21 protein-coding genes are annotated in these 19,117 nt (G+C 64.5%); 11 read left to right on the forward strand and 10 right to left on the reverse strand.

Annotated features, from left to right (window positions below):
- Positions 1 to 126: 126 nt before the first annotated feature.
- Positions 127 to 426, forward strand: coding sequence for a putative quinol monooxygenase (locus EB231_RS10475; RefSeq protein ID WP_172348740.1), 300 nt, complete (start codon positions 127 to 129; stop codon positions 424 to 426).
- A 39-nt stretch (positions 427 to 465) separates the two neighbouring features.
- Here the strand turns inward: EB231_RS10475 and EB231_RS10480 are convergent, their stop codons facing one another.
- Positions 466 to 939, reverse strand: coding sequence for a MarR family winged helix-turn-helix transcriptional regulator (locus EB231_RS10480; RefSeq protein WP_172348741.1), 474 nt, complete (start codon positions 937 to 939; stop codon positions 466 to 468).
- Positions 940 to 1,001: 62 nt separating this feature from the next.
- Here EB231_RS10480 and EB231_RS10485 point away from each other — a divergent pair, with 62 nt between their 5' ends.
- From EB231_RS10485 to EB231_RS10530, 10 genes are all read left to right on the forward strand, one after another.
- Positions 1,002 to 1,730, forward strand: coding sequence for an NAD-dependent epimerase/dehydratase family protein (locus tag EB231_RS10485; RefSeq protein WP_172348742.1), 729 nt, complete (start codon positions 1,002 to 1,004; stop codon positions 1,728 to 1,730).
- A gap of 16 nt (positions 1,731 to 1,746) precedes the next feature.
- On the forward strand, positions 1,747 to 2,259 hold the full coding sequence (locus EB231_RS10490) for a cupin domain-containing protein (RefSeq protein WP_172348743.1): 513 nt from the start codon (positions 1,747 to 1,749) through the stop codon (positions 2,257 to 2,259).
- Positions 2,260 to 2,422: 163 nt separating this feature from the next.
- Positions 2,423 to 4,204, forward strand: coding sequence for a chloride channel protein (locus EB231_RS10495; RefSeq protein ID WP_172348744.1), 1,782 nt, complete (start codon positions 2,423 to 2,425; stop codon positions 4,202 to 4,204).
- A 165-nt stretch (positions 4,205 to 4,369) separates the two neighbouring features.
- The gene (locus tag EB231_RS10500) at positions 4,370 to 5,029 is read left to right on the forward strand and encodes a helix-turn-helix domain-containing protein (RefSeq protein WP_172348745.1); all 660 of its coding nucleotides are present in this window, start codon (positions 4,370 to 4,372) and stop codon (positions 5,027 to 5,029) included.
- 39 nt (positions 5,030 to 5,068) lie between these two features.
- Positions 5,069 to 6,145 carry an extracellular solute-binding protein gene (locus tag EB231_RS10505; protein WP_172348746.1) on the forward strand — a complete coding sequence of 359 codons (1,077 nt, stop codon included), beginning with the start codon at positions 5,069 to 5,071 and terminating at the stop codon, positions 6,143 to 6,145.
- Positions 6,146 to 6,169: 24 nt separating this feature from the next.
- On the forward strand, positions 6,170 to 7,039 hold the full coding sequence (locus EB231_RS10510; protein WP_172348747.1) for an ABC transporter permease: 870 nt from the start codon (positions 6,170 to 6,172) through the stop codon (positions 7,037 to 7,039).
- Entirely contained in the window at positions 7,039 to 7,836 is a 798-nt protein-coding gene (locus EB231_RS10515) for an ABC transporter permease (RefSeq protein WP_172348748.1), read from the forward strand. The genes EB231_RS10510 and EB231_RS10515 overlap by 1 nt, the downstream gene beginning before the upstream one ends.
- On the forward strand, positions 7,833 to 8,948 hold the full coding sequence (locus EB231_RS10520) for an ABC transporter ATP-binding protein (protein ID WP_172348749.1): 1,116 nt from the start codon (positions 7,833 to 7,835) through the stop codon (positions 8,946 to 8,948). Before EB231_RS10515 ends, EB231_RS10520 begins: the two co-directional genes overlap by 4 nt.
- 80 nt (positions 8,949 to 9,028) lie before the next feature.
- On the forward strand, positions 9,029 to 10,414 hold the full coding sequence (locus EB231_RS10525) for an NAD(P)/FAD-dependent oxidoreductase (protein ID WP_172348750.1): 1,386 nt from the start codon (positions 9,029 to 9,031) through the stop codon (positions 10,412 to 10,414).
- A 95-nt stretch (positions 10,415 to 10,509) separates the two neighbouring features.
- Complete coding sequence (locus EB231_RS10530) at positions 10,510 to 10,878, forward strand: cupin domain-containing protein (protein WP_172348751.1); 369 nt, start codon at positions 10,510 to 10,512, stop codon at positions 10,876 to 10,878.
- Positions 10,879 to 10,905: 27 nt separating this feature from the next.
- Here the strand turns inward: EB231_RS10530 and EB231_RS10535 are convergent, their stop codons facing one another.
- The 9 genes from EB231_RS10535 to EB231_RS10575 form a co-directional block, all read right to left on the reverse strand.
- Entirely contained in the window at positions 10,906 to 12,549 is a 1,644-nt protein-coding gene (locus tag EB231_RS10535) for an MFS transporter (protein ID WP_172348752.1), read from the reverse strand.
- Positions 12,550 to 12,885: 336 nt separating this feature from the next.
- Positions 12,886 to 13,152, reverse strand: a complete 267-nt coding sequence (gene fliQ / locus EB231_RS10540) for a flagellar biosynthesis protein FliQ (protein WP_013893193.1) — start codon at positions 13,150 to 13,152, stop codon at positions 12,886 to 12,888.
- A 13-nt stretch (positions 13,153 to 13,165) separates the two neighbouring features.
- Complete coding sequence (gene flgD, locus EB231_RS10545) at positions 13,166 to 13,561, reverse strand: flagellar hook assembly protein FlgD (protein ID WP_172352860.1); 396 nt, start codon at positions 13,559 to 13,561, stop codon at positions 13,166 to 13,168.
- An 11-nt stretch (positions 13,562 to 13,572) separates the two neighbouring features.
- Positions 13,573 to 14,016, reverse strand: a complete 444-nt coding sequence (gene flbT / locus EB231_RS10550) for a flagellar biosynthesis repressor FlbT (RefSeq protein WP_172348753.1) — start codon at positions 14,014 to 14,016, stop codon at positions 13,573 to 13,575.
- Positions 14,013 to 14,360, reverse strand: coding sequence for a flagellar biosynthesis regulator FlaF (gene flaF / locus EB231_RS10555; RefSeq protein WP_140771748.1), 348 nt, complete (start codon positions 14,358 to 14,360; stop codon positions 14,013 to 14,015). The genes flbT and flaF overlap by 4 nt, the downstream gene beginning before the upstream one ends.
- A gap of 29 nt (positions 14,361 to 14,389) precedes the next feature.
- Positions 14,390 to 15,433 (reverse strand): flagellar hook-associated family protein, encoded by a 1,044-nt coding sequence (locus EB231_RS10560; RefSeq protein ID WP_172348754.1) that lies wholly within the window; start codon positions 15,431 to 15,433, stop codon positions 14,390 to 14,392.
- 3 nt (positions 15,434 to 15,436) lie between these two features.
- Positions 15,437 to 16,891 (reverse strand): flagellar hook-associated protein FlgK, encoded by a 1,455-nt coding sequence (gene flgK / locus EB231_RS10565; RefSeq protein ID WP_172348755.1) that lies wholly within the window; start codon positions 16,889 to 16,891, stop codon positions 15,437 to 15,439.
- A gap of 27 nt (positions 16,892 to 16,918) precedes the next feature.
- Positions 16,919 to 18,175, reverse strand: coding sequence for a flagellar hook protein FlgE (locus EB231_RS10570; RefSeq protein WP_172348756.1), 1,257 nt, complete (start codon positions 18,173 to 18,175; stop codon positions 16,919 to 16,921).
- Between the two features lie 79 nt (positions 18,176 to 18,254).
- Positions 18,255 to 18,923 (reverse strand): response regulator transcription factor, encoded by a 669-nt coding sequence (locus tag EB231_RS10575; protein ID WP_019860967.1) that lies wholly within the window; start codon positions 18,921 to 18,923, stop codon positions 18,255 to 18,257.
- Positions 18,924 to 19,117: the final 194 nt, after the last annotated feature.

Raw genomic sequence — 19,117 nt, forward strand, 5'->3', positions numbered from 1 at the left:
GGGTAGCTGGCCAAGCTTGCGCGAGGGTGGGAGACTCTGTTTTATGCATGTCGTCTTCTCAAAGCCGCGGTCACTTTTGGGCGACACGCAGTAAGCGGATAGACGATCTCGGAAGAAGGAAAGCCCATGCTGCTGATCATCGGCACGATCCGCCTGCCGCCCAACAGGTTCGAGGAGGCAAGGTCCGCGATGGAGCGCATGATCTCGGGCAGCCGTGCCGAGGCTGGCTGCCTCGAATACTCTTATGCGCGGGATGTGCTCGACGCGGGGCTGATCCGGGTGACCGAGGTGTGGCGCGACAAGGCGGCACTCGATGCGCATTTCCGTTCGACGCACATCGCCGAGTGGCGCTCGAGCTGGCCGGCGCTTGGCATAGGCGAGCGCAACCTCGTGCGCTATGAGGCGGGTGAGCCGATGCCAAGCTGATCGGCCGCCGCTCGATAATCGTCTGCCGCTGGCAGACAATCAGGGCCCGGCCGTGTCGGCCGTGGCGACGCCGACCAGCCAGCGCCTGACGGCCCTTTCTTCCTCGGACGACAGGCCCTTTGTCAGTTCGCGCTCGATCGCATGCACCCGCTCGCGGCATTCCCGCAGCAACGCCTGTCCGCTGTCGCTGAGCTCGATATGCTGGATACGGCCATGGACGGCATGCGGCCTGCGCACCAGCGAACCGGCCCGTTCGAGATTGGCGACGATGACGCTGAGCGTTTGCGGGGTGAGCAGCGCCAACCGGGCCAGATCGGCGTTGGAGAGGCCGGGATAGGCGCCAAGCATGGTCAGCGTGGCAAATTGCGGCTGCGTCACGCCGAGATCGGCCAGCGCCCTGTCGACCCTCAGCCGATGCGCGCCAGCGGCCTGCCGCAGGAGATAGCCGAGATAGCCTTCCTCGCCGCGTTTGCCTTCGCCCGGAGCCGGAACCGTCGGATCTGCCTTGCGCATGATATCAGGGCTCTTATATGTTGTTCGTGTACTGATACTATGACGATGTGGAGGCCATGACGATGGGGCATAGAATTTTCCTTGCCGGCGCCGCGGGCGCCATCGGACAGCGGCTGATCCCACAGCTTCTGGCCGCCGGCCATCATGTGACGGGTACCACGCGCAGTACTGACAAGGCCGCGACATTGCGTGCCCTCGGCGTCGAACCGGTGATCGTGGATGTCTTCGATGCCGAGGCCCTGTCGCGTGGCATGCTTGCCGCACGGCCGGACATCGTCGTCCATCAGCTGACCGACCTGCCGCCGGGGCTGGATCCGAGCCGGATGGGCGAGGCAGTTGTTCGCAATGCCCGCATCCGCGACGAGGGTACCCGCAATCTGGTCGCGGCGGCCATCGCTTCCGGCGCTCGGCGCATGGTCGCCCAAAGCATCGCCTGGGCCTATGCGCCGGGACCGGAGCCGCATGGTGAAGCCGACCCGCTGGACGGCGGGGCGAGCGGCAACCGCGGCATCAGCGTCGGTGGCGTCATCGCCTTGGAAGGGGCTGTTCTCAATGCACCATTCGCCGGTGTCGTCCTGCGATATGGCCAGCTCTATGGACCGGGAACGGGAACCGATACGCCTGCCGGCGCGTCGCCGGTGCATGTCGATGCTGCTGCCCATGCGGCGCTGCTCGCACTCGAAAAGGGTGCGCCCGGCGCCTTCAACGTGGCGGAACCCAACCAGGCTGTCTCAACGCAAAAGGCGGTCGAGGAACTGGGTTGGCGTGCCGATTTCCGTCTGCCTGCGTGAATTCGGAGACATCGATATGATCGGCAATCAAGCTCGTCTGCGCGCCGGCCAATCTGTTGTCGCGGTCAGCGCCGTCGGGGTTCTGTTCGCGCTCGCGGCAAAGTGGGCCGGTCCGGGTTTCACGGGCGTCGTGTCGAAAGGCATGGAAATGCACACGCAAATGGCAAATGCCGATATGGACAGCGCTGCCGGGGCGCGGCCGAAGACGGTCGTCACGCCGGTCTCCTGCGAAAAACTGCCTGACGTGCCGGGCAAGTCTATCACCACGGTGATCGTGGCATTTCCACCAAACGGTTTTACGCCTCGTCACCGGCATCCGGGCTCGGTCAGCGCCTTCGTCCTCAAGGGCACGCTGCGCTCGCAGCTCGAAGGTGCGCCGGCCGGTACCTACACCCAAGGACAGACATGGTTCGAGCCGTCTGGCGCGGTCCATCTGTTCGCCGAGAATGCCAGCACCACCGAGCCCGCCGAACTCCTGGCGACCTTCGTCGCCGACGACGATTGCGGACCGCTGACCATACCGGACTGACGGCGGAGCCGGCTGCCTCGCGATCAGAAGGCTGCAAGACGGAAATCAGCCGGTTTCACGGCCATAATGGCGCCTTTGATGTCGCCATTGTGGTTGTCATGGCGAGCCGCCCGGCGTATCAGGCGGGTCTGCCATTGCCCTTTGATATCGGCGAGCCGCCCCGGTGCTTTCCAGAAACGAACCGCAAGTCTACGCCCGCCGGCTGCGCGCGGTGCTTCTGAGATCAATTCCGCTGCTCGAGGCACGCGGCATCGCCGTGGTCATCCTGGCTGGCGTTATCGGCGTGATGGCGGGCATACTGGTTACGGCGATGAGCCAGATCGTGCAGGATCTGCACGGGCTGCTGTTCGGTGTTCAGCCCGGCGGCCGGCTTTCCGGCATGTTCTCGCTCGCCAATCCAATGCAGGCGCTGATCCCGGCGATCGGCGGCATTCTGCTCGGGCTAAGCGTGATCTGGCTGAGAAAGCGCAAATTCCGCACGCCCGTCGATCCGATCGAGGCCAACGCGCTCTACGGCGGGCGCATGTCGCTGACCGACACGTTCATCATCGCCGGCCAGACCATGATCTCCAGCGGCTTCGGCGCGTCGGTCGGATTGGAAGCCGGCTACACGCAGGTCGGGTCCGGCCTGGCATCGCGGCTGGCGCGCATCTTCAGGCTGCGCCGCAACGATGTCCGTGTCCTCGTCGGCTGCGGCGCGGCCGGCGCCATCGCCGCCGCCTTCGATGCGCCGCTGACCGGTGCCTTCTATGGCTTCGAGCTGGTCATCGGCATCTACTCGGTCGCCAATGTCGCGCCGGTCATGACGGCCGCGATCTGCGCTTCGCTGACGGCGGAAATGTTCGGCGGCGTGCCCTTTCCGCTCGAGCTTTCGGGACTGCCGCAACTCACCGCCAGCCAGTACGTGCCGTTCCTGCTGCTCGGCCTGCTCGGCGGCGCCGCTTCCATCGCCATCATGCAGCTGGTGACGCTGATCGAACGTGCTTTCAACAGGCTGTCGGTCGATACCTCGCTGCGCCCCGTCATCGGCGGCGTCATCGTCGGCCTCTTGGGGCTGATCACGCCGCAGGTTCTGTCCAGCGGCCACGGCGCGCTGCATCGCGAGTTCGCCATGAACTATGGTTTGGCCGTGGTGGCCAGCGTCTTCGTGCTGAAATTGGCGGCGTCGGCGATCTCACTTGGGTCGGGCTTTCGCGGCGGCCTGTTCTTTGCGTCGCTGTTCCTCGGTGCGCTGCTCGGCAAGGCATTCGCCGGCGTGATGGCGCTGGTTTCGCCGGCAACCGGTATCGACCCCTCGGTCGCCGCCGTCGTCGGCATGACCTCGCTTGCCGTCGGTGTCGTCGGCGGTCCACTGACGATGACCTTCCTGGCGCTGGAATCGACCCGCGACCTGACACTGACAGGCGTCGTGCTGGCGGCCTCGATCATGGCGGCGATCCTGGTGCGCGAGACATTCGGCTATTCGTTCTCGACGTGGCGCTTCCACCTGCGTGGCGAAACGATCCGCAGCGCTCACGATGTCGGCTGGATGCGCAGCCTTACCGTCGGCTCGATGATGCGCAAGGACATCAAGACCATCGATGCCTCGACGACACTGGCCGCCTTCCGCAAGCAAATCCCGCTCGGCTCCGCCCAGCGCGTCATCGCCGTCGACCCGGGCGATCAGTATGTCGGCGTGCTGATCGTGGCCGAACTGCACAGCGATCCCGCCGGCGGCGACGTGCCGGTACGCGATCTTGCCCAGTACAAGGATGCGGTTCTGGTGCCCAGCATGAACGTGCAGGCCGCGGCCGAGACGTTCCAGCGTGCTGGCGCCGAGGAACTGGCCGTCGTCGAGGATTTCACCGACCACATCGTGCTTGGGCTGCTGACCGAGGGGCATCTGATGCGGCGCTATGCCGAGGAGCTCGAGAAAGCGCGTCGGGACCTGTCCGGCGAGGGGTAGAGGTTCTCCCTGCGTGTTCCCGACGGCTGCGGCTCTTACTTCAAGCCGACAGATCTTCCCAGCTTGCAAGCCTGGCCCAGCCATTGGCGAGGTCGGGGCGGCACGCGTGGCTTGCCAACTGTGCAGTGGTACTGTACAGATTGTTAAGTGGAGCGAGGAGACAGCATGCGCAAGGCCTCTGGCGCGGCTTCGGTAAAGACGGGCGATGCGCCCGCAGCGACCCGTGCACATGAGGTGCTGGGCATGCGCCTCAAGAGCCTTCGCCTCGCCCGCAGGCTGTCATTGCGGGAACTTGCGGAGGCGACTGGAACCAGCGCCAGTTTCATCAGCCAGCTTGAACGCGGCCTGACCGGGGCCAGCACCGCATCGCTCAACCAGATGGCTTCGGTGCTTGGCGTCAGCGTCGCCATGTTGTTCGAGGAAAGCGCGGCGCAAAACCATGGCGTTCTGAGACGAAGCGAGCGGCCGAGCCTGCCGCCCAGCGACGGCTGCCGCAAGATGCTGTTGTCGCGCCCGCCGCTGAGCGACATGGAAGTCTATGTCGGGGAATTCGACATTGGCGGCTCGACCGGGCCCGATCGTTACACTCATGGCGACGCGCACGAGATGCTCGTCGTGCTGCGTGGGATCGTCGAGGTCTCGCTGGGCGAGGCGCGCCACGTGCTCGAGGAGGGCGACAGCATCGAATACACGACGTCGACACCGCATCGCTCAGAGAACATCGGCAGTGGCCGAGCCGAAGTGATGTGGATCATCGCGCCGCCAACCTCGGCGCGCGCCGAACTCGAACAATACACGGCCTGGAAACCGCTCGCGGCCAGGTAGTCCGATCAAAACGCGGGCATGAATGGGAGAGTTAGTGTGATGTTTAAATCGAGATTTGCAGGCCTTGGCGCCATTCTGGCGCTTGGCGTTGTGGCCGGCGCGGCCTTTGCGCAAGACAAGCCGGTGGCGGGCGAGGTGAAGGAAGGCTCGCTCAAGGGCAAGACCCTGACGCTCGTTTCCTATGGCGGCATCTACCAGGACGGCCAGGCGGCGGCGCTGAAGGAATTCGTCGACAAGTCCGGTGTCAAGCTGCTCAATGACGGCCCGACCGAGATCGCAAAGTTGCAGGCGCAGGTCGAGTCCGGCAATGTCACCTGGGACGTTGTCGATACCGACGACCTGCCGCCTTACGTCTATTGCGGCAAGCTGTTCCAGAAGCTGGATCTGACGAAGCTCGACGTCTCGAAAATCCCGGAAGGTCAGGTCGGCGAATGCTCGGTGCCGGCGATGAACTACGGCGTCGTGCTGATGTACAACACCGAGAAGTACAAGGACAATCCACCCAAGAGCTGGGCCGACTTCTTCGACACGGCAAAGTTCCCGGGCGTGCGCGGAATTGACGGCTCCGGCAGCCCGACCGGCGGCTTGCTCGAACAGGCGTTCAAGGTCGCCGGCGGCGATCCGAAGGCGATGACGGTGGCCGATATCGACAAGGCCATCGACGTGGTCCGCAAACTCGGCCCCGACACGATTTTCTGGAAGACGGGTGCCGAATCGCAGCAACTCGCCGAATCCGGCGAAGCCGATATGCTGATGATGTGGACTGGCCGCGCCATGACCGCGGTCAAGAACGGCGCCAAATATGCGCCCGCCTGGCAGGATTGGCTGGTGGTGATGGACCAGATGACGATCCCGGTCGGCGTCAAGGACACGGACGCGTCCTACGCGCTGCTCAATGCCTATCTCGGCAAGCATGCCCAGGAGGTCCTGGCGGAGCAGACGTCCTATACGCCGATCAACAGCGACGCGCAGCCCAAGGTCGACGCTTCCGTCGCCGCCTTCCTGACCAATACTCCGGACCGCCAGAAGCAGGGCTACAAGCAGAACTTCAAGTTCTGGGTTCCCAACTTCGCGGTGGCGCAGGAGAAGTGGTCGGCGCTGATGGCCGGCAACTGACCGGCTGAAGCAAAGGCAAGGCCCGTGAGCGCGTACGAACCGGCGACGCCATCCGCCCCGAAACGGGCCGGATGGGCATGGCGGCCGTTCGCGCTCACGCTGCCGGCGCTGTTGTTGCTTGCCGCGGTGATAGGCTATCCGCTGCTCACCATCGTGCTGCGCAGCCTGTCGGAACCGCAATGGGGCGCGCAGAACTACGTCTGGTTCTTCGGCGCGCCCATCAATCTCACGGTGCTACAGCGCACTTTCACCATCTCGGCCTGGGTGACGATCGTCTGCGTGATCTGCGCTTATCCTTACGCCTACCTGATGACCGCCGTCGGGCCGCGCGTGCGGCTCGTCCTGGTGCTCTGCGTGCTCATCCCGTTCTGGGTAAGCGGCGTCGTGCGCACGCTCTCCTGGGTGATCCTTTTGCAGGATTCAGGCGTCATCAATTCGCTGCTGCGCGCGGCCGGTTTTGACGGCATCCGGCTGATCCGTACCCAGACCGGCGTGGTGATCGGCATGGCGCAAGTGCTTCTGCCCTTCATGATCCTGCCGCTCTACTCGGTGATGAAGGGCATCGACCTCAGGCTGATGCGGGCTGCGCAAAGCCTGGGTGCGCGACCTTCGCGTGCGTTCTTTACCGTCTACCTGCCGCTGTCGCTGCCCGGCGTCTATGCTGGCGCGATCATTGTCTTCATCCTGGCACTCGGCTTCTACATCACGCCGGCGCTGCTCGGCGGGCCGCGCTCGACCATGCTGTCGACGCTGGTGCAGACCCAGGTGCTCAGCTTGCTGCAATGGGGCCGCGGTGGCGCCATGGGCGTGGTGCTGCTGGTCACCACGTTCGTGCTTCTGGCGCTCGCGACACCCGTGATGCGCTCGCGATACCGGGAAGCAGGACGGAGCTGATGGAGATGAAGCCTCTCACCCGCGTGATCCTCGGCCTCGTCTGCCTGCTGGTGGCGATATGGCTTGTCGCGCCGACGCTGGTCGTGGTGCCGATGTCGTTCAACGAGAACAAGTCGCTGGCCTTCCCGCCGCAAGGCTTCTCCTGGCAGTGGTACCAGAATTTCTTCACCAATCCGGACTGGTCGTCGAGCTTCCTCAACTCGCTGAAGGTCGCCTCGGTGGTGGCGGTGCTGGCGACGGTGCTTGGCACGCTCGCTGCCTTCGGCCTCGACCGCATGAAGGCCGGGCCCGCCACACTGTTGCGGATGCTGATGCTGACGCCGATGGTGGTGCCCGGCGTGGTGCTGGCCATCGGCATCTACGCCGTCTATCTCGACACTCATCTCGTCGGCACGCTGCTGGGCTTCGTGCTTGCCCACACCGTCCTTGCGCTGCCCTTCGTGCTGATCGCGGTCTCCGCCAGCCTCGAAGTGTTCGACAGGCGCCTCGAGACGGCGGCGGCGAGCCTCGGTGCGGGAGCGTTGACCACGTTTCGCACGGTGACGCTGCCGCTGATCCTGCCCGGCATGCTGTCCGGCCTGCTCTTTGCCTTCGCCACCTCCTTCGACGAGATCGTCGTGTCGCTGTTCATCACCAACCCCTACCTCAAGACCTTGCCCGTGCAGATATTCTCCTCCATCACCCGCGACGCCGACCCGACGGTTGCCGCCGTCGGCACGATCCTGCTTTTGGCCACCACGATCCTGATCGGCGGCGGCATGCTTCTTCTTGGCCACGAGCGGAAAGGACGCCCATGAAGCCGGGACAGGAGAGCAAGGGCGCGGCGATCGATCTCGAATCGATCAGCAAGGCCTATGGCGGCTTCAAGGCGCTGGATGGCGTTTCGCTGCGGATCGAGCCCGGCGAGTTCATGACGCTGCTTGGCCCGAGCGGCTCCGGCAAGACCACGACGCTGAACGTCGTGGCCGGCTTTACCGACGTGACCAGTGGCAAGCTGCTGGTCGGCGGCAAGAGCGTGGTCGGCGTGCCGGCGCACAAGCGCAACATCGGCGTTGTCTTCCAGCACTACGCGCTTTTCCCGCATATGAGCGTCGGCCGCAACGTCGCCTATCCGCTGACGCTGCGTGGCGTCGACCCGGCAGAGCGAAAAGCGCGCGTGGCAAGAGCGCTGGACATGGTCAAGATGGGCGACTTCGCGCATCGTTATCCCAGCGAACTGTCGGGCGGCCAGCAGCAGCGCGTGGCGCTGGCTCGCGCCATCGTCTTCGATCCGCCGCTGCTTTTGATGGACGAGCCGCTCGGTGCGCTCGACAAGAAGCTGCGCGAATGGCTGCAGCTCGAGATCAAGCGCATCCATCGTGAGCTCGGCACCACCTTCGTCTATGTGACGCACGACCAGGAGGAGGCGCTGGTCCTGTCGGACCGCATCGCCGTCTTCAACCGCGGGCGAATCGAGCAGGTCGGCACCGGCCGAGAGCTCTACGACGAACCGACGACGCTGTTCGTCGGGCGCTTCATCGGCGATTCCACGGTGCTGCGCGGAGAGGCGCGAAGCGACGGCGCGAGCACGGCGCTGAGCATCGCCGGTGAGACGGTGACTGCGCCGCGGCGGATGGCGGGCGAAGCCAGCCCAGTCATGTTGCTGCGCCCCGAAAAGCTTGCCATCCGCCGGCCCGGCCAAAGCGCGACGGGCACCAACAACCGGCTGCCGGGGACGATCGCGGAAGCCATCTATCTCGGCTCGGGATCGAAATATGAAGTCAGGCTCGCCGACGGCTCCACGGCGATCGTGCGCTCGCCGCTGACCGGCGAGAGTTTTGGCCTGGGCGAGAAGGTGGAGCTTTGCTTCGACGGTGCCGATGCCAAGCTGCTGGCCGATGACAGCACGGCCGACGCGACGCTGACCTGATCATCTTTTTGTTTTAACGCAATTCCGGACGGGAAACCGCTTCACACTTTTCCTGGAATTGCTCTACCGAAAGTCATCCCATGCAAGCCAAACGCAACGGCGATATATCGTTCTGGTATGCGGATCTGGGCGGGGTTCCCACGCCCCGGCCGCCCTTACCCGGCGATATCGAGGCCGATGTCGCGATCGTCGGCGCCGGATATACAGGACTGTGGACAGCCTATTATCTGAAGAAGGCCAGGCCCTCGCTGCGCGTCGCGCTGATCGAGCGCGAATTCGCCGGCTTCGGCGCCTCGGGCCGTAATGGCGGCTGGCTGTCGGGTGGTTTCTCCTGGTCGCGTGAAAAATATCTCAAGACATCGAGCCGGCAAGGGGTGAGCGCCATGCAGGCGGCCATGGCGGGCTGCGTCGACGAGGTGATCCGGGTGGCGAGCGCGGAAGGCATCGATGCCGATATCCGCCGCGTCGACAATCTGACGGTGGCCACCAATCCCGCGCAGCTCGAACGTGCGCGCGAGGAGTGCGAAACGATCCGCGCCTGGGACGTCGATCCGGACCGCGTCGAGATGCTGGATCAGGCAGCGACGCGGGCGCGCATCAATGTGCGCAATGTCATGGGCGGCTTCGTGGTCCATGGCCAGGCGCGGGTGCAGCCGGCCAAGCTGGTGCGCGGGCTTGCCGCCGCCGTCGAGCGCCTGGGCGTGCCGATCTACGAACAGACGACGGTGACGTCCATCGCCAAGGGCACCGTGACGACCGACCGCGGCACGGTGCGGGCGGAGACCGTCATCCGCGCGACGGAGGGTTTTACCGCAGGCATTCCCGGCGAGGAACGGACCTGGCTGGCGCTCAACAGCGCGCAGATCGTGACCGAGCCGCTGTCGGAGGCGCTTTGGCGCCAGATCGGCTGGGAAGGCCACGAGCTTCTCGGCAACGCCGCCCACGCCTATTGCTATGCCCAGCGTACGCGCGAGGGACGCATCACCATGGGCGGGCGCGGCGTGCCCTATCGCTACGGCTCGCGCACCGACGTCAACGGGCAGACGCAGCAGGCCACGATCGACCAGCTGCATCAGATCCTGACGACGCTGCTGCCGCAGACGGCCAACTGCCGCATCGAGCACGCCTGGTGCGGCGTGCTCGGCGTGCCGCGCGACTGGTGCACGACCGTCGGCCTCGATCCCGCCACCCGTATCGGCTGGGCCGGCGGCTATGTTGGACTTGGCGTGTCCAGCTCCAATCTTTCGGGGCGCACGCTGGCCGACCTGATTCTTGGCCAGCAGACGGAGCTCACGAAGCTGCCCTGGGTCAACCGCAAGGTCAGGCCATGGGAGCCGGAGCCGTTCCGCTGGCTCGGCGTGCATTCGATGTACCAGCTTTATCGCATCGCTGACGGGCGCGAAGCCGCCGGGCTTGCGCATACGTCGAGACTGGCCGCTCTCGCCGACAGCATTACGGGTCACTGAAGCGGTTCAGCGTTCGCTGAACCGCTCCAGCAATTTGTCTTTACGCAATTCCGGACGGAAAACCGCTGGACACTTTTCCTGGAATTGCTTTGTTCATGGAGTCCAATTTGATCGATCTTTCGACCTTCCACGATCTCGCCAAGGCCGACATCGGCGCGTTCTCACCCAAGCCCACGTCCATCGAGGGAGATCAGGTCGAAGCCGCGCGCTCGCTCTTCCAGTCACCGGACGGCACCGTCGATATCGGCATCTGGGAGTGCACGCCCGGCCGCTTCACCGCCGACCGATCGGATTCGTCGGAGATTTGCCACATCATTTCCGGACGGGTGGAGGTGAGCCGCGCCGACGGCGAGGCGCGTGAGCTGGGACCAGGCGACCTTCTCGTGCTGCCGCGGGGATGGAAGGGCGAATGGCGGATCCGGGAGACCACGCGCAAGCTCTACATGATCCAGTCGGCGGGGTGATCGACGGACGTCCGCGCCGTACCGGAATCAGTGCTCGATCGGACCCTTGGCCATCACCAGCGCTGTGCCGGCGGTGGTCGGACGCTCGATGACACGCCGTACGCGCGGCGGCTCGTCGCCACTGTGCAGCGCCCGCAAGCGTTCGCCGACCATGGCGTCGGCGTGGGTGATCCGGCCATTGTGACGCACATATTCGAGCCAGGTCGGCGTGTGATAGTGCTCGATCCATATTGTGGGATTTTCGAGATCGCGCGCCAGCGTCCAGTTGCGGGCACCGTCGCGGCGGCGGATGCGGCCACGTTCCGCCATGGTGGCGAGGAACTCCGCCTCGTCCTCATGGCGGATGATGTATTCGATCATGATGGCGATGGGACCGCTGCGCGGCTTCAGGTCCAGCGCCAGATGCGGCTCCTTGAAACGGTTGAGCGGGTCGAGGTTCAGCACCTGCTGCTGCGGCAGCGGTAGCACGAGGCCGATGGCGCCGCCGGCCAGCATGGCGATGGCGGCCGCGATCAGCGCCGTCTCGGCGCCATGCGCATCGGCCACGACGCCCCAGATCCAGCTGCCCAGCGCGATGCCGCCGAAGGTCGCGGTCTGGTAGACCGACAGCACCCGGCCGACCACCCAGCGCGGCGTTGCCATCTGCACGGTGACGTTGAAGTGCGACAGCGCGATCACCCAGCAGGCGCCGCCGACCAGCAGGCCGAGCGACGTCTGCCAGGCGTGATGGCTGATCGCGGCGTTGAAGGCGCAGACGGCGAAGCCGGCGAAGGCGCAGCGCACCATCGTCTCGCTGGAGAGCATCTGCCGCAGCCGCACGCTGATCAGCGCGCCGCCGACGGCACCGATGCCGAACGAGCCAAGCATGATGCCGTAGGTCAAGGCGTCGCCCTTGACGACGTCGCGCGCGACGAGCGGCAAGAGCGCCAGGACGGCGCCGGCGCTGAAGCCGAAGGCGGCACCCCTGACCAGCACCTTGCCGATGTTGGGCGACATGGCGACATAACGCAGGCCGGCGCCCATGGCAGCACCCAGCGACTCGCGCGGCAAGGTCGATACCGGCACATCAGGCTTCCAACGCGCCATCACGACGATAAGGCCGATATAGCTGACAGCATTCGCCGCGAAGGCGGCCGCGGCGCCAGCGGCCGCGACGATGATGCCGCCGATCGCCGGGCCGACGCTGCGTGTGAGATTGAACCCCATGGAGTTCAGCGCAACGGCCGCGGGCACCTTGTTGCGGGGAACCATGTCGCCGACGGACGCTTGCCAGGATGGGCTGTTGAGCGCCGTACCGCTGTCGATCAGGAAGGTGAAGGCAAGCAGCGTCCAGGGCGTGATCAGACCATACCAGGTGAACACCGTCAGGAGCACCGAGACGACGAGCATGAAGGTCTGCGCGACCAGCATCACCTTGCGCCGGTCGAAGCTGTCGGCGATAGCGCCGGCGACAAGCGCGAACAGCATGATCGGCAAGGTGGTCGAGGCCTGGACCAGGGCGACCTGATAGGGCGAGGTGGCGATCGTGGTCATCATCCAGGCGGCACCGACGCCCTGGATCAGACCACCGAAATTGGAAACGAGACTTGCGGACCAGACGGCGCGGAAAATGCCATGCCGGAAGGGCGCCAGCGCCGAGGCGCCTTCGCTTTCCGGTTTCTCGTCAATCATGGATGGGTTCCTGCCACAGCGTGCTGATCCTTGCGGTGATCCGTTTCTCCGCATCGTTTGCCGAAACTATGGCATCGCGCCGCAAAGGGCGAATGTCATGCGAGGAAGATCATGGTCCAACAAGGAGATAGAGGAGGGCCACACCTTCGCATCGCGAGAGGCCAAGCCATCACTCGCGGCCCGACGCCGGCCATGGCGCACATGGTCCGCCGACCGGCCCGGGCTGGTCTGGGGTTTTGCGAGAGGTCACCGGGACGAATACCGCGCTATCGAGCCCCCCGGCGACTTGCCGGATGATGGACGTGGCCGACGGCCGGTGCATCCCTGCAGGTTGTGTCAGAACCCGTTCTGGATGCGCTCGAAGATGACGTTGGTGAAGGCCGATATCTGGCCACCGATGAACGGACCGGTGAGCGCCACCACCAGCATGATGGCGACGATCTTCGGCACGAAGGTCAAGGTGATTTCCTGGACCTGCGTCAGCGCCTGGATGAGGGCAATGCCGATGCCGACCGCCATGGCGACCAGCACCACCGGCGCGGAGGCGGTCAGCACCGTCCACACCGCGTACTGGACGATGTCGAGTGCGTCGGCCTCGTTCATGTGGGAGGTTGGCCTAGCTTGCCGGCTTGATCGACACGCCTGCGCCGACGGGGATCTGGGTGCCATCCTGCAGCACTGCGATCAGCCCGCTGCTGGCGAGGGTCACCGAAGATACGATGCCGGTGGTCTTGCCGTCGGCCGACGTGATCGAGCGGCCGATCAGCGCGTCGGCCTGCGACAGCGCCGAGGACTGCATGATCTGGTCGAGCTTGGTGTTGGTCTGCACCGATTGCTCGACCTGCGAGAAGGTGGCGAGCTGGGCGACGTACTGCGTCGAATCCATCGGCTTGGTCGGATCCTGGTTCTTCATCTCGGCGATCAGAAGCTTCAGGAAGGACTGGTAGTCGACCGCTGTCTTCGAGGTCGACGTGGTCGTCGAATTGGCGCCAACCGGTATTGTCGTCGTCATGTCCACGGTCATCAGTAGCGTGCTCCCACGGCCAGCGGGCGCGGTGCGCCCGGAACATCGTCATTGCCGCCAAGCGCGCGGCGTTCGAGAGGATAAAGCGAACGGATCGCCTTCAATGCCTCGTAGATATGATCCTCGCCGACCATGCGGTCGATCTGCTTCAGAGCGTTGCAGATATCAGCGTCCTCGAAACTCGCGATGAGCAGCGGCAGCGAGCGGCGGAACATCTCGCGCGCCTCGCCAGCACCAGCCGGGTTGATCAGCATGACCTGAACAATGAAATACAGCTGCCTGAGCGGCGTCGATGCCTGGTCGGCCTGGATCACATGGCTCTCGAGCAGGAACTGCACGTCGTTCATCAGTTCAACGGTGACCTTGCGGTCGACGCGGATGACAGCGCCGTTGATGTAGATCTTCTCGTTGGGCTTCAGCGATATCTTCAGCGTGTTGGTCATTGAATGCCGTCGCGGATGATCTGGGACACTTCGATCAGCCCTTCGAAATTGTTGGTGCGGCCCTGGCGAATGTCCTCCGCCTCGCGCAGCAGCCATAGGCCGATGGAAATCAGGTTGGCGCGCAATTCCTTGGGAAGCGCATTGTCGCTGGAGCCGAGATCCTCGACGAAGGTGGTCCAGACGCGGTTGGTGAAATGCAGTGCCTCCACCGCCTCCATCGAGTCCTGGCCGGCCACCGCCGCCGCCGCCAGCATGTCGATCGAGCGGGTCAGGAGTTCGCGCTCACGGTCCTTGGCGTCCGAGACGGAGGTGCTTTGGACGTCGGCATAGGAAAATTGGTACATCGTTGGCTCTACCGTTCCGCTGGGAGTTGTCAGGTCAGGTAATTCAACAGGCTGAGCTGCTGCAGGCGCGCCGTCAGAGCGAAGGACGTCTCGATATGCTGCGTCAGATCGGCGACGCGGGTCGCGGCTTCGGCCGGGTCGACGGCCTCGAGATCGAGGATGTGCCGTTCGAACAGGTCGACCTGCGTCTTCATGCGGTCGCTGGCATCGGAGACACGCTTCTGCACGATGCCGGTTTCGGACTGGACCTGGGCAATGCCGCTCAGGGCCTCGCCGACCAGTGTCTGCGAGTGGCTGACGATGCTGTCCTTCGCCGCCTGGCTGATGTTGGTGGACATCAGGCTGGAGACAATGGCGGCGGCCATTGCGAGCTTCTTGATGCCGTCGCTGTTGGCGCTGGTCGAGGTGGCGGTGGTTTCGTTGAGGGCGATGCGGCTGACGATCTGCTGGTCGGTGGCGTTCGACATGTTGGTCTGCCAGCCCGCGCCGAGGAATTGCGGCGTAACATCGTTGGTGATGAAGTCGTCCATCTGGGCGGTGGTGATATTGGCGGCGGCCGGATCATCGGGCGTAAAGCCGAATTTGGCGACGAAGGAGGCATCGAAGGCGGCCTTGGCCGTTGAGCCGGCGGCGGTGAAATCGTTGATCGGCTTGACGTCGGTGTTGGTGCCGGCGAACAGATACTCGCCGTTGACGCTGGTGTTGAGGATCGAGGCAAGCTGCTGGATCGTCGTCTGCCCGGTCGATTGGGTCAGGCTGTCGGAGTTGTCGCCCGAAGACGCGGTGGTCAGGCTGGACAGAAAGGTCTGCGCCACGCCGGAGAGCTGGCCAAGCGCGGTCTGGGTCGACGCAAGCCGGGCGGTGACCAGCCCGTTGGAATCGACGATCACGTTCAACCGGTCGAGGTCGCGCGAAAAGGTGACGGACTGGGCTGTGCGTCCGCCCAGTGCCAGGCCGACATCGGCGACCTTGCCGGTCGATGATTCCTTCGTTGCTTTGACGAGGTCGGCCTGCATGCGCATCTGTTGATAGCGCATGGCATTGGAGAGGGCGGCCGAGGAAACTGAGGTCATGGATTATCCCACCGCGTTCAACAGGGCCGTCATCATGTCGTCGACGGTCTTCATCATCCGGGCTGATGCCTGATAGGTGTGTTCGAGATCGAGCAGCAGCGACATTTCCTGGTCGACATTGACGCCGGTCGCATTGGACAGCGCCTCGGAGCTGCGCTGTGCCAGCGCCTCCTTCGCGTCGGCGGCGGTCGAAGCCTGCTGGCGCATGCCCTGGAGCCAGCCGATCGAATTGGCCGCGTAGTCGGAAACGCTGGAGGTCGCCGAAATGCCGGCGGCGGGATCGAACGTCATCGGCTGGTCGAGCCGATCGCCATAGGCAACCAGAAGGCTGGAATAGGAAGCGCCGCCGCTGGTGTTGGAGACGTAAGCAGCGCCGTTGGCGCCGCCGTCGCGCAGCAAGGTCGGATTGCCGCCGGTGCTCGGATCCATCGCTGTATTGATGCTGATCGTGGAAGCCAGGCCATTGACCAGAGTGCCCGCGGCCGGCACCGCCGGCGCGCCGGACCAGGTGAACAGGCCAGCGGCATTGGGCATCGAGGTCGCGGTCTCGGCAAAGGCCGTGATCAGGCCGCGCGCGGTCTCGTCGAGCTGGCTCTGCATGGTCGAGGCGACGCCGTCGCGCAGTTGCAGCAGGCCGGCAAGCTTGCCGCTGGCGCTGGTGTTGCCGCCGGCTCCCGCGGAGACCGGCACGTTGTCGATGTAGACGGTGTTGCCGGCGGCTCCGGCGGCATAGCCGGCCGATGGCGTGAAGCTCACCGTGCGCGGTATGGTCTCGAACAGCGTGGTGCCATCGCCCGTCGTGATGACCATGTCGTTGTCGCCGCGCGTGAAGGTCGATACCGGAACATAGTCCGCGATCTTTTTCAGCAGCGCGTCGCGCTGGTCGAGCGCGTCGGAAACATCGGTGCCGGAACGGGTCCCGGAAATAACCGCCTGGTTGGCGTCCTGGAACTGGCTGAGCAGCGAATTGAGGTCCTTGACCGCCGTGTCGATCTGGCTGTCGGTCTGGGTGCGGAAATCCTGAATGGCCTGGGAGCCTTCATTCAGGGAGCGCACGACCTGCTTGGCCGCGTCGATGACGCTGGAACCGAGATTCTGGTTGGACGGCGAGGTGGCGTAGAGTTGCAGCGCCTGCTGCAGATTGGCGATGGCGGTCGAGGGCGAGGAGGCGTTGTCGACGCCGTTGACCGAAACGTCCAGCTGATCCATGCCGCTGTAGAGCGCGTTCTGGCCGCTATACGCCGACAAGGCGCTGAGATTTTGCCGGAAGAGCAGGTCGTTGGTTACGCGCTGGATATCAACCGAACGCGCGCCGGGCGCCGTGCTGGTGACGACGGCGATGCGGCGCGTATAGTCCGGATTGGAGGCGTCTGCGACGTTGCGCGAAACAACGCTGGTCTGCCGCGCGGTGTTCATAAGCGCCGATTGGGCGATGCTCAATGCGGAAGATAACGACATGCTGGTCTTTCACGGGCCACGCCCGGTTTATCTCTTCAGGTTGACAAGGACGTCCATCAGGTCGGAACCGGTCTGGAAGACTTTCGAATTGGCGGTGTAACTGCGCTGCGCCGCGATCATGTCGGTCAGCTCTTCGGCGATGTCGACGTTGGAATTCTCGAGCGCGCCGGAGATGATCGAGCCCAGCTTGCCTTCATTGGCAAAGCCGACGCGGACCGCGCCGGATTCGGTGCCCTGCGCGTAGACGTTGCCTGGGAGTGCCTTGAGCTGGTCGGGGCTCTGCACATCGGCCAGCGGAATCTTGTAGAGCGCCTTGGTGGAGCCATCCTTGTACTGGGCGTAGATGGTGCCGTCCTTGCCGATCTGGACCTTGTCGATGGTGCTCGGCGCGTTGCCGTTGACCTGCGCGTCGGAAACCGTGAAGCCGGTGCCGAGCTGGGTCATCGCCGACAGGTCGAGATTGAGGCTGGCGCCGCCCGGTACGGTAAAGGTAACGCCTGTAGTGGCGCCGGTGAGCTTGCCGGTCGTGGTGTCGAAGGTCAGGTTGGCTGTACCGAGCGCGCCGCCGGTGTAGGGGAACGATGTTCCTGGCGTCGCCTTGGACTGGTCGAAAACCGCCACCTGCCAGGTGCCGGCACCGGTGTTGGTGAAATAGACGTCGAGCAGCTTCTTGTTGCCGAGATTGTCGTAGGCGACCATCGAGGATTTCGAAGTGTACTGCGCCCCCGCCGAGTTGGTGGAGGGCAGGTTGGCGGCGGCGACCGGGGTCGCGCCGGCCGACAGGTTGCCGGTGTAGCTGCCCTCGGTGCTCGGCGTTGCGGTCATTCCCTGGTCGGAGATGACAACCGGGACCAGTCCTTCGAAGCCGTTTACCGTCGCCGCCGGCACGCCGTTTTCGTAGCTGTAAGCCATAAGCTGGAAGCCGGCCGCGTTGACCAGCCTGCCCTGTGCATCGGGAACGAAAGCGCCGGCGCGGGTCAGGAAAGGCGTGCCGCTCGGGTCCTGGACGACAAAGAAGCCATCGCCGCTGACGGCAAGGTCGGAAACCGATGTGGTGTATTGAAGTACGCCCGGGTCGCTGACCGACTGCCGGATCGTCGTGGTGACGCCGCCGGAATTATAGGCGCCTCCCGTAGATGGCATGATCAGCGTCGAAAATTCGGTGGAGGATCGCTTGTAGCCGTTGGTGTCGGAGTTGGCGATGTTGTCGGCTGTCGTCGACAGGCGGTTTGCCTGGGCGTTCATGCCGGAAACGCCGGTCCGCATCATTCCGTAGAGGCTCATCGAGATGTCTCCGCAATATCCATGCCACTGGCAGCGAGGCTACGCGCCCTGTCTTGCGCGAGGCTGGCGCGGCGCGGCATCAGAACACGAGCCGGTAGCCGAGGAAGCGTTTGGAATCGATCGGGTCGGTGCCCAGCTTCTCGCGCAGCTTCTTGCGCAATTTGCTGATGTGGCTTTCGACAACGTTCTCCTCGACCTCTTCGTCGAAGATGCCGTAGATGGCGTTGAAGACCTGGGTCTTGGTGACGCGGCGGCCGCGGTTGCTCGCCAGATATTCGAGGATGCGGCGTTCGCGGCGCGGCAAGGGCAGCGGCTGGCCGTCGATCTCGGGATCGCGGCCGTCCATGAAGATGCGCATGGCGCCGATCTCGGTGTAGGCGACATCCTCATGGGCGCGACGGCGGATGGCGGTGATACGGGCCAGGATCTCTCTGATATGGACGGGCTTGCGGATGACGTCGTCGACGCCGCTCTCGAACAACCGCAGCGTGTTCTCCAGCGAATGCTGCTCGCTGAGCGCAATGACAGGAGCGCCGGTGCGGTCGCGGATCTGGCGCGGCGAGATGGCGCCTTCGCGGCAGTCGCCGATCAGGAAAGCCCGCACCGAACGCAGGTCGGTGTCGGCGGCCGAGTTCACCCACTCGCCGAATTCGCCGGGCGCGAAGCCCGCGCAGGCGACGCCCTCGCGATCAAAAAGTGAATTGTATCCCTCAGTCACGAGCTCTCGCTCGTCAACGATCACGATCATCGGCCCCGCCTTCCGAATCAGCACATCTGCCCCGTGGGGAATGGCGTAACCGCTGGTGGGAATCGTGAACAACCGTCATTTCTTGTAACTAGTTTCTTGGGAGTCTGGAATCGCACCGGTTGCATTAGCGTGCAGCAGATATGCTTGCGGCGGGAAGTTCTGGGCAAGTCAAAACGGCAACCCCAAAGCAGCGG

Origin of the sequence: Mesorhizobium sp. NZP2298 (genome assembly GCF_013170825.1) — a bacterium.
Taxonomy (GTDB): domain Bacteria; phylum Pseudomonadota; class Alphaproteobacteria; order Rhizobiales; family Rhizobiaceae; genus Mesorhizobium.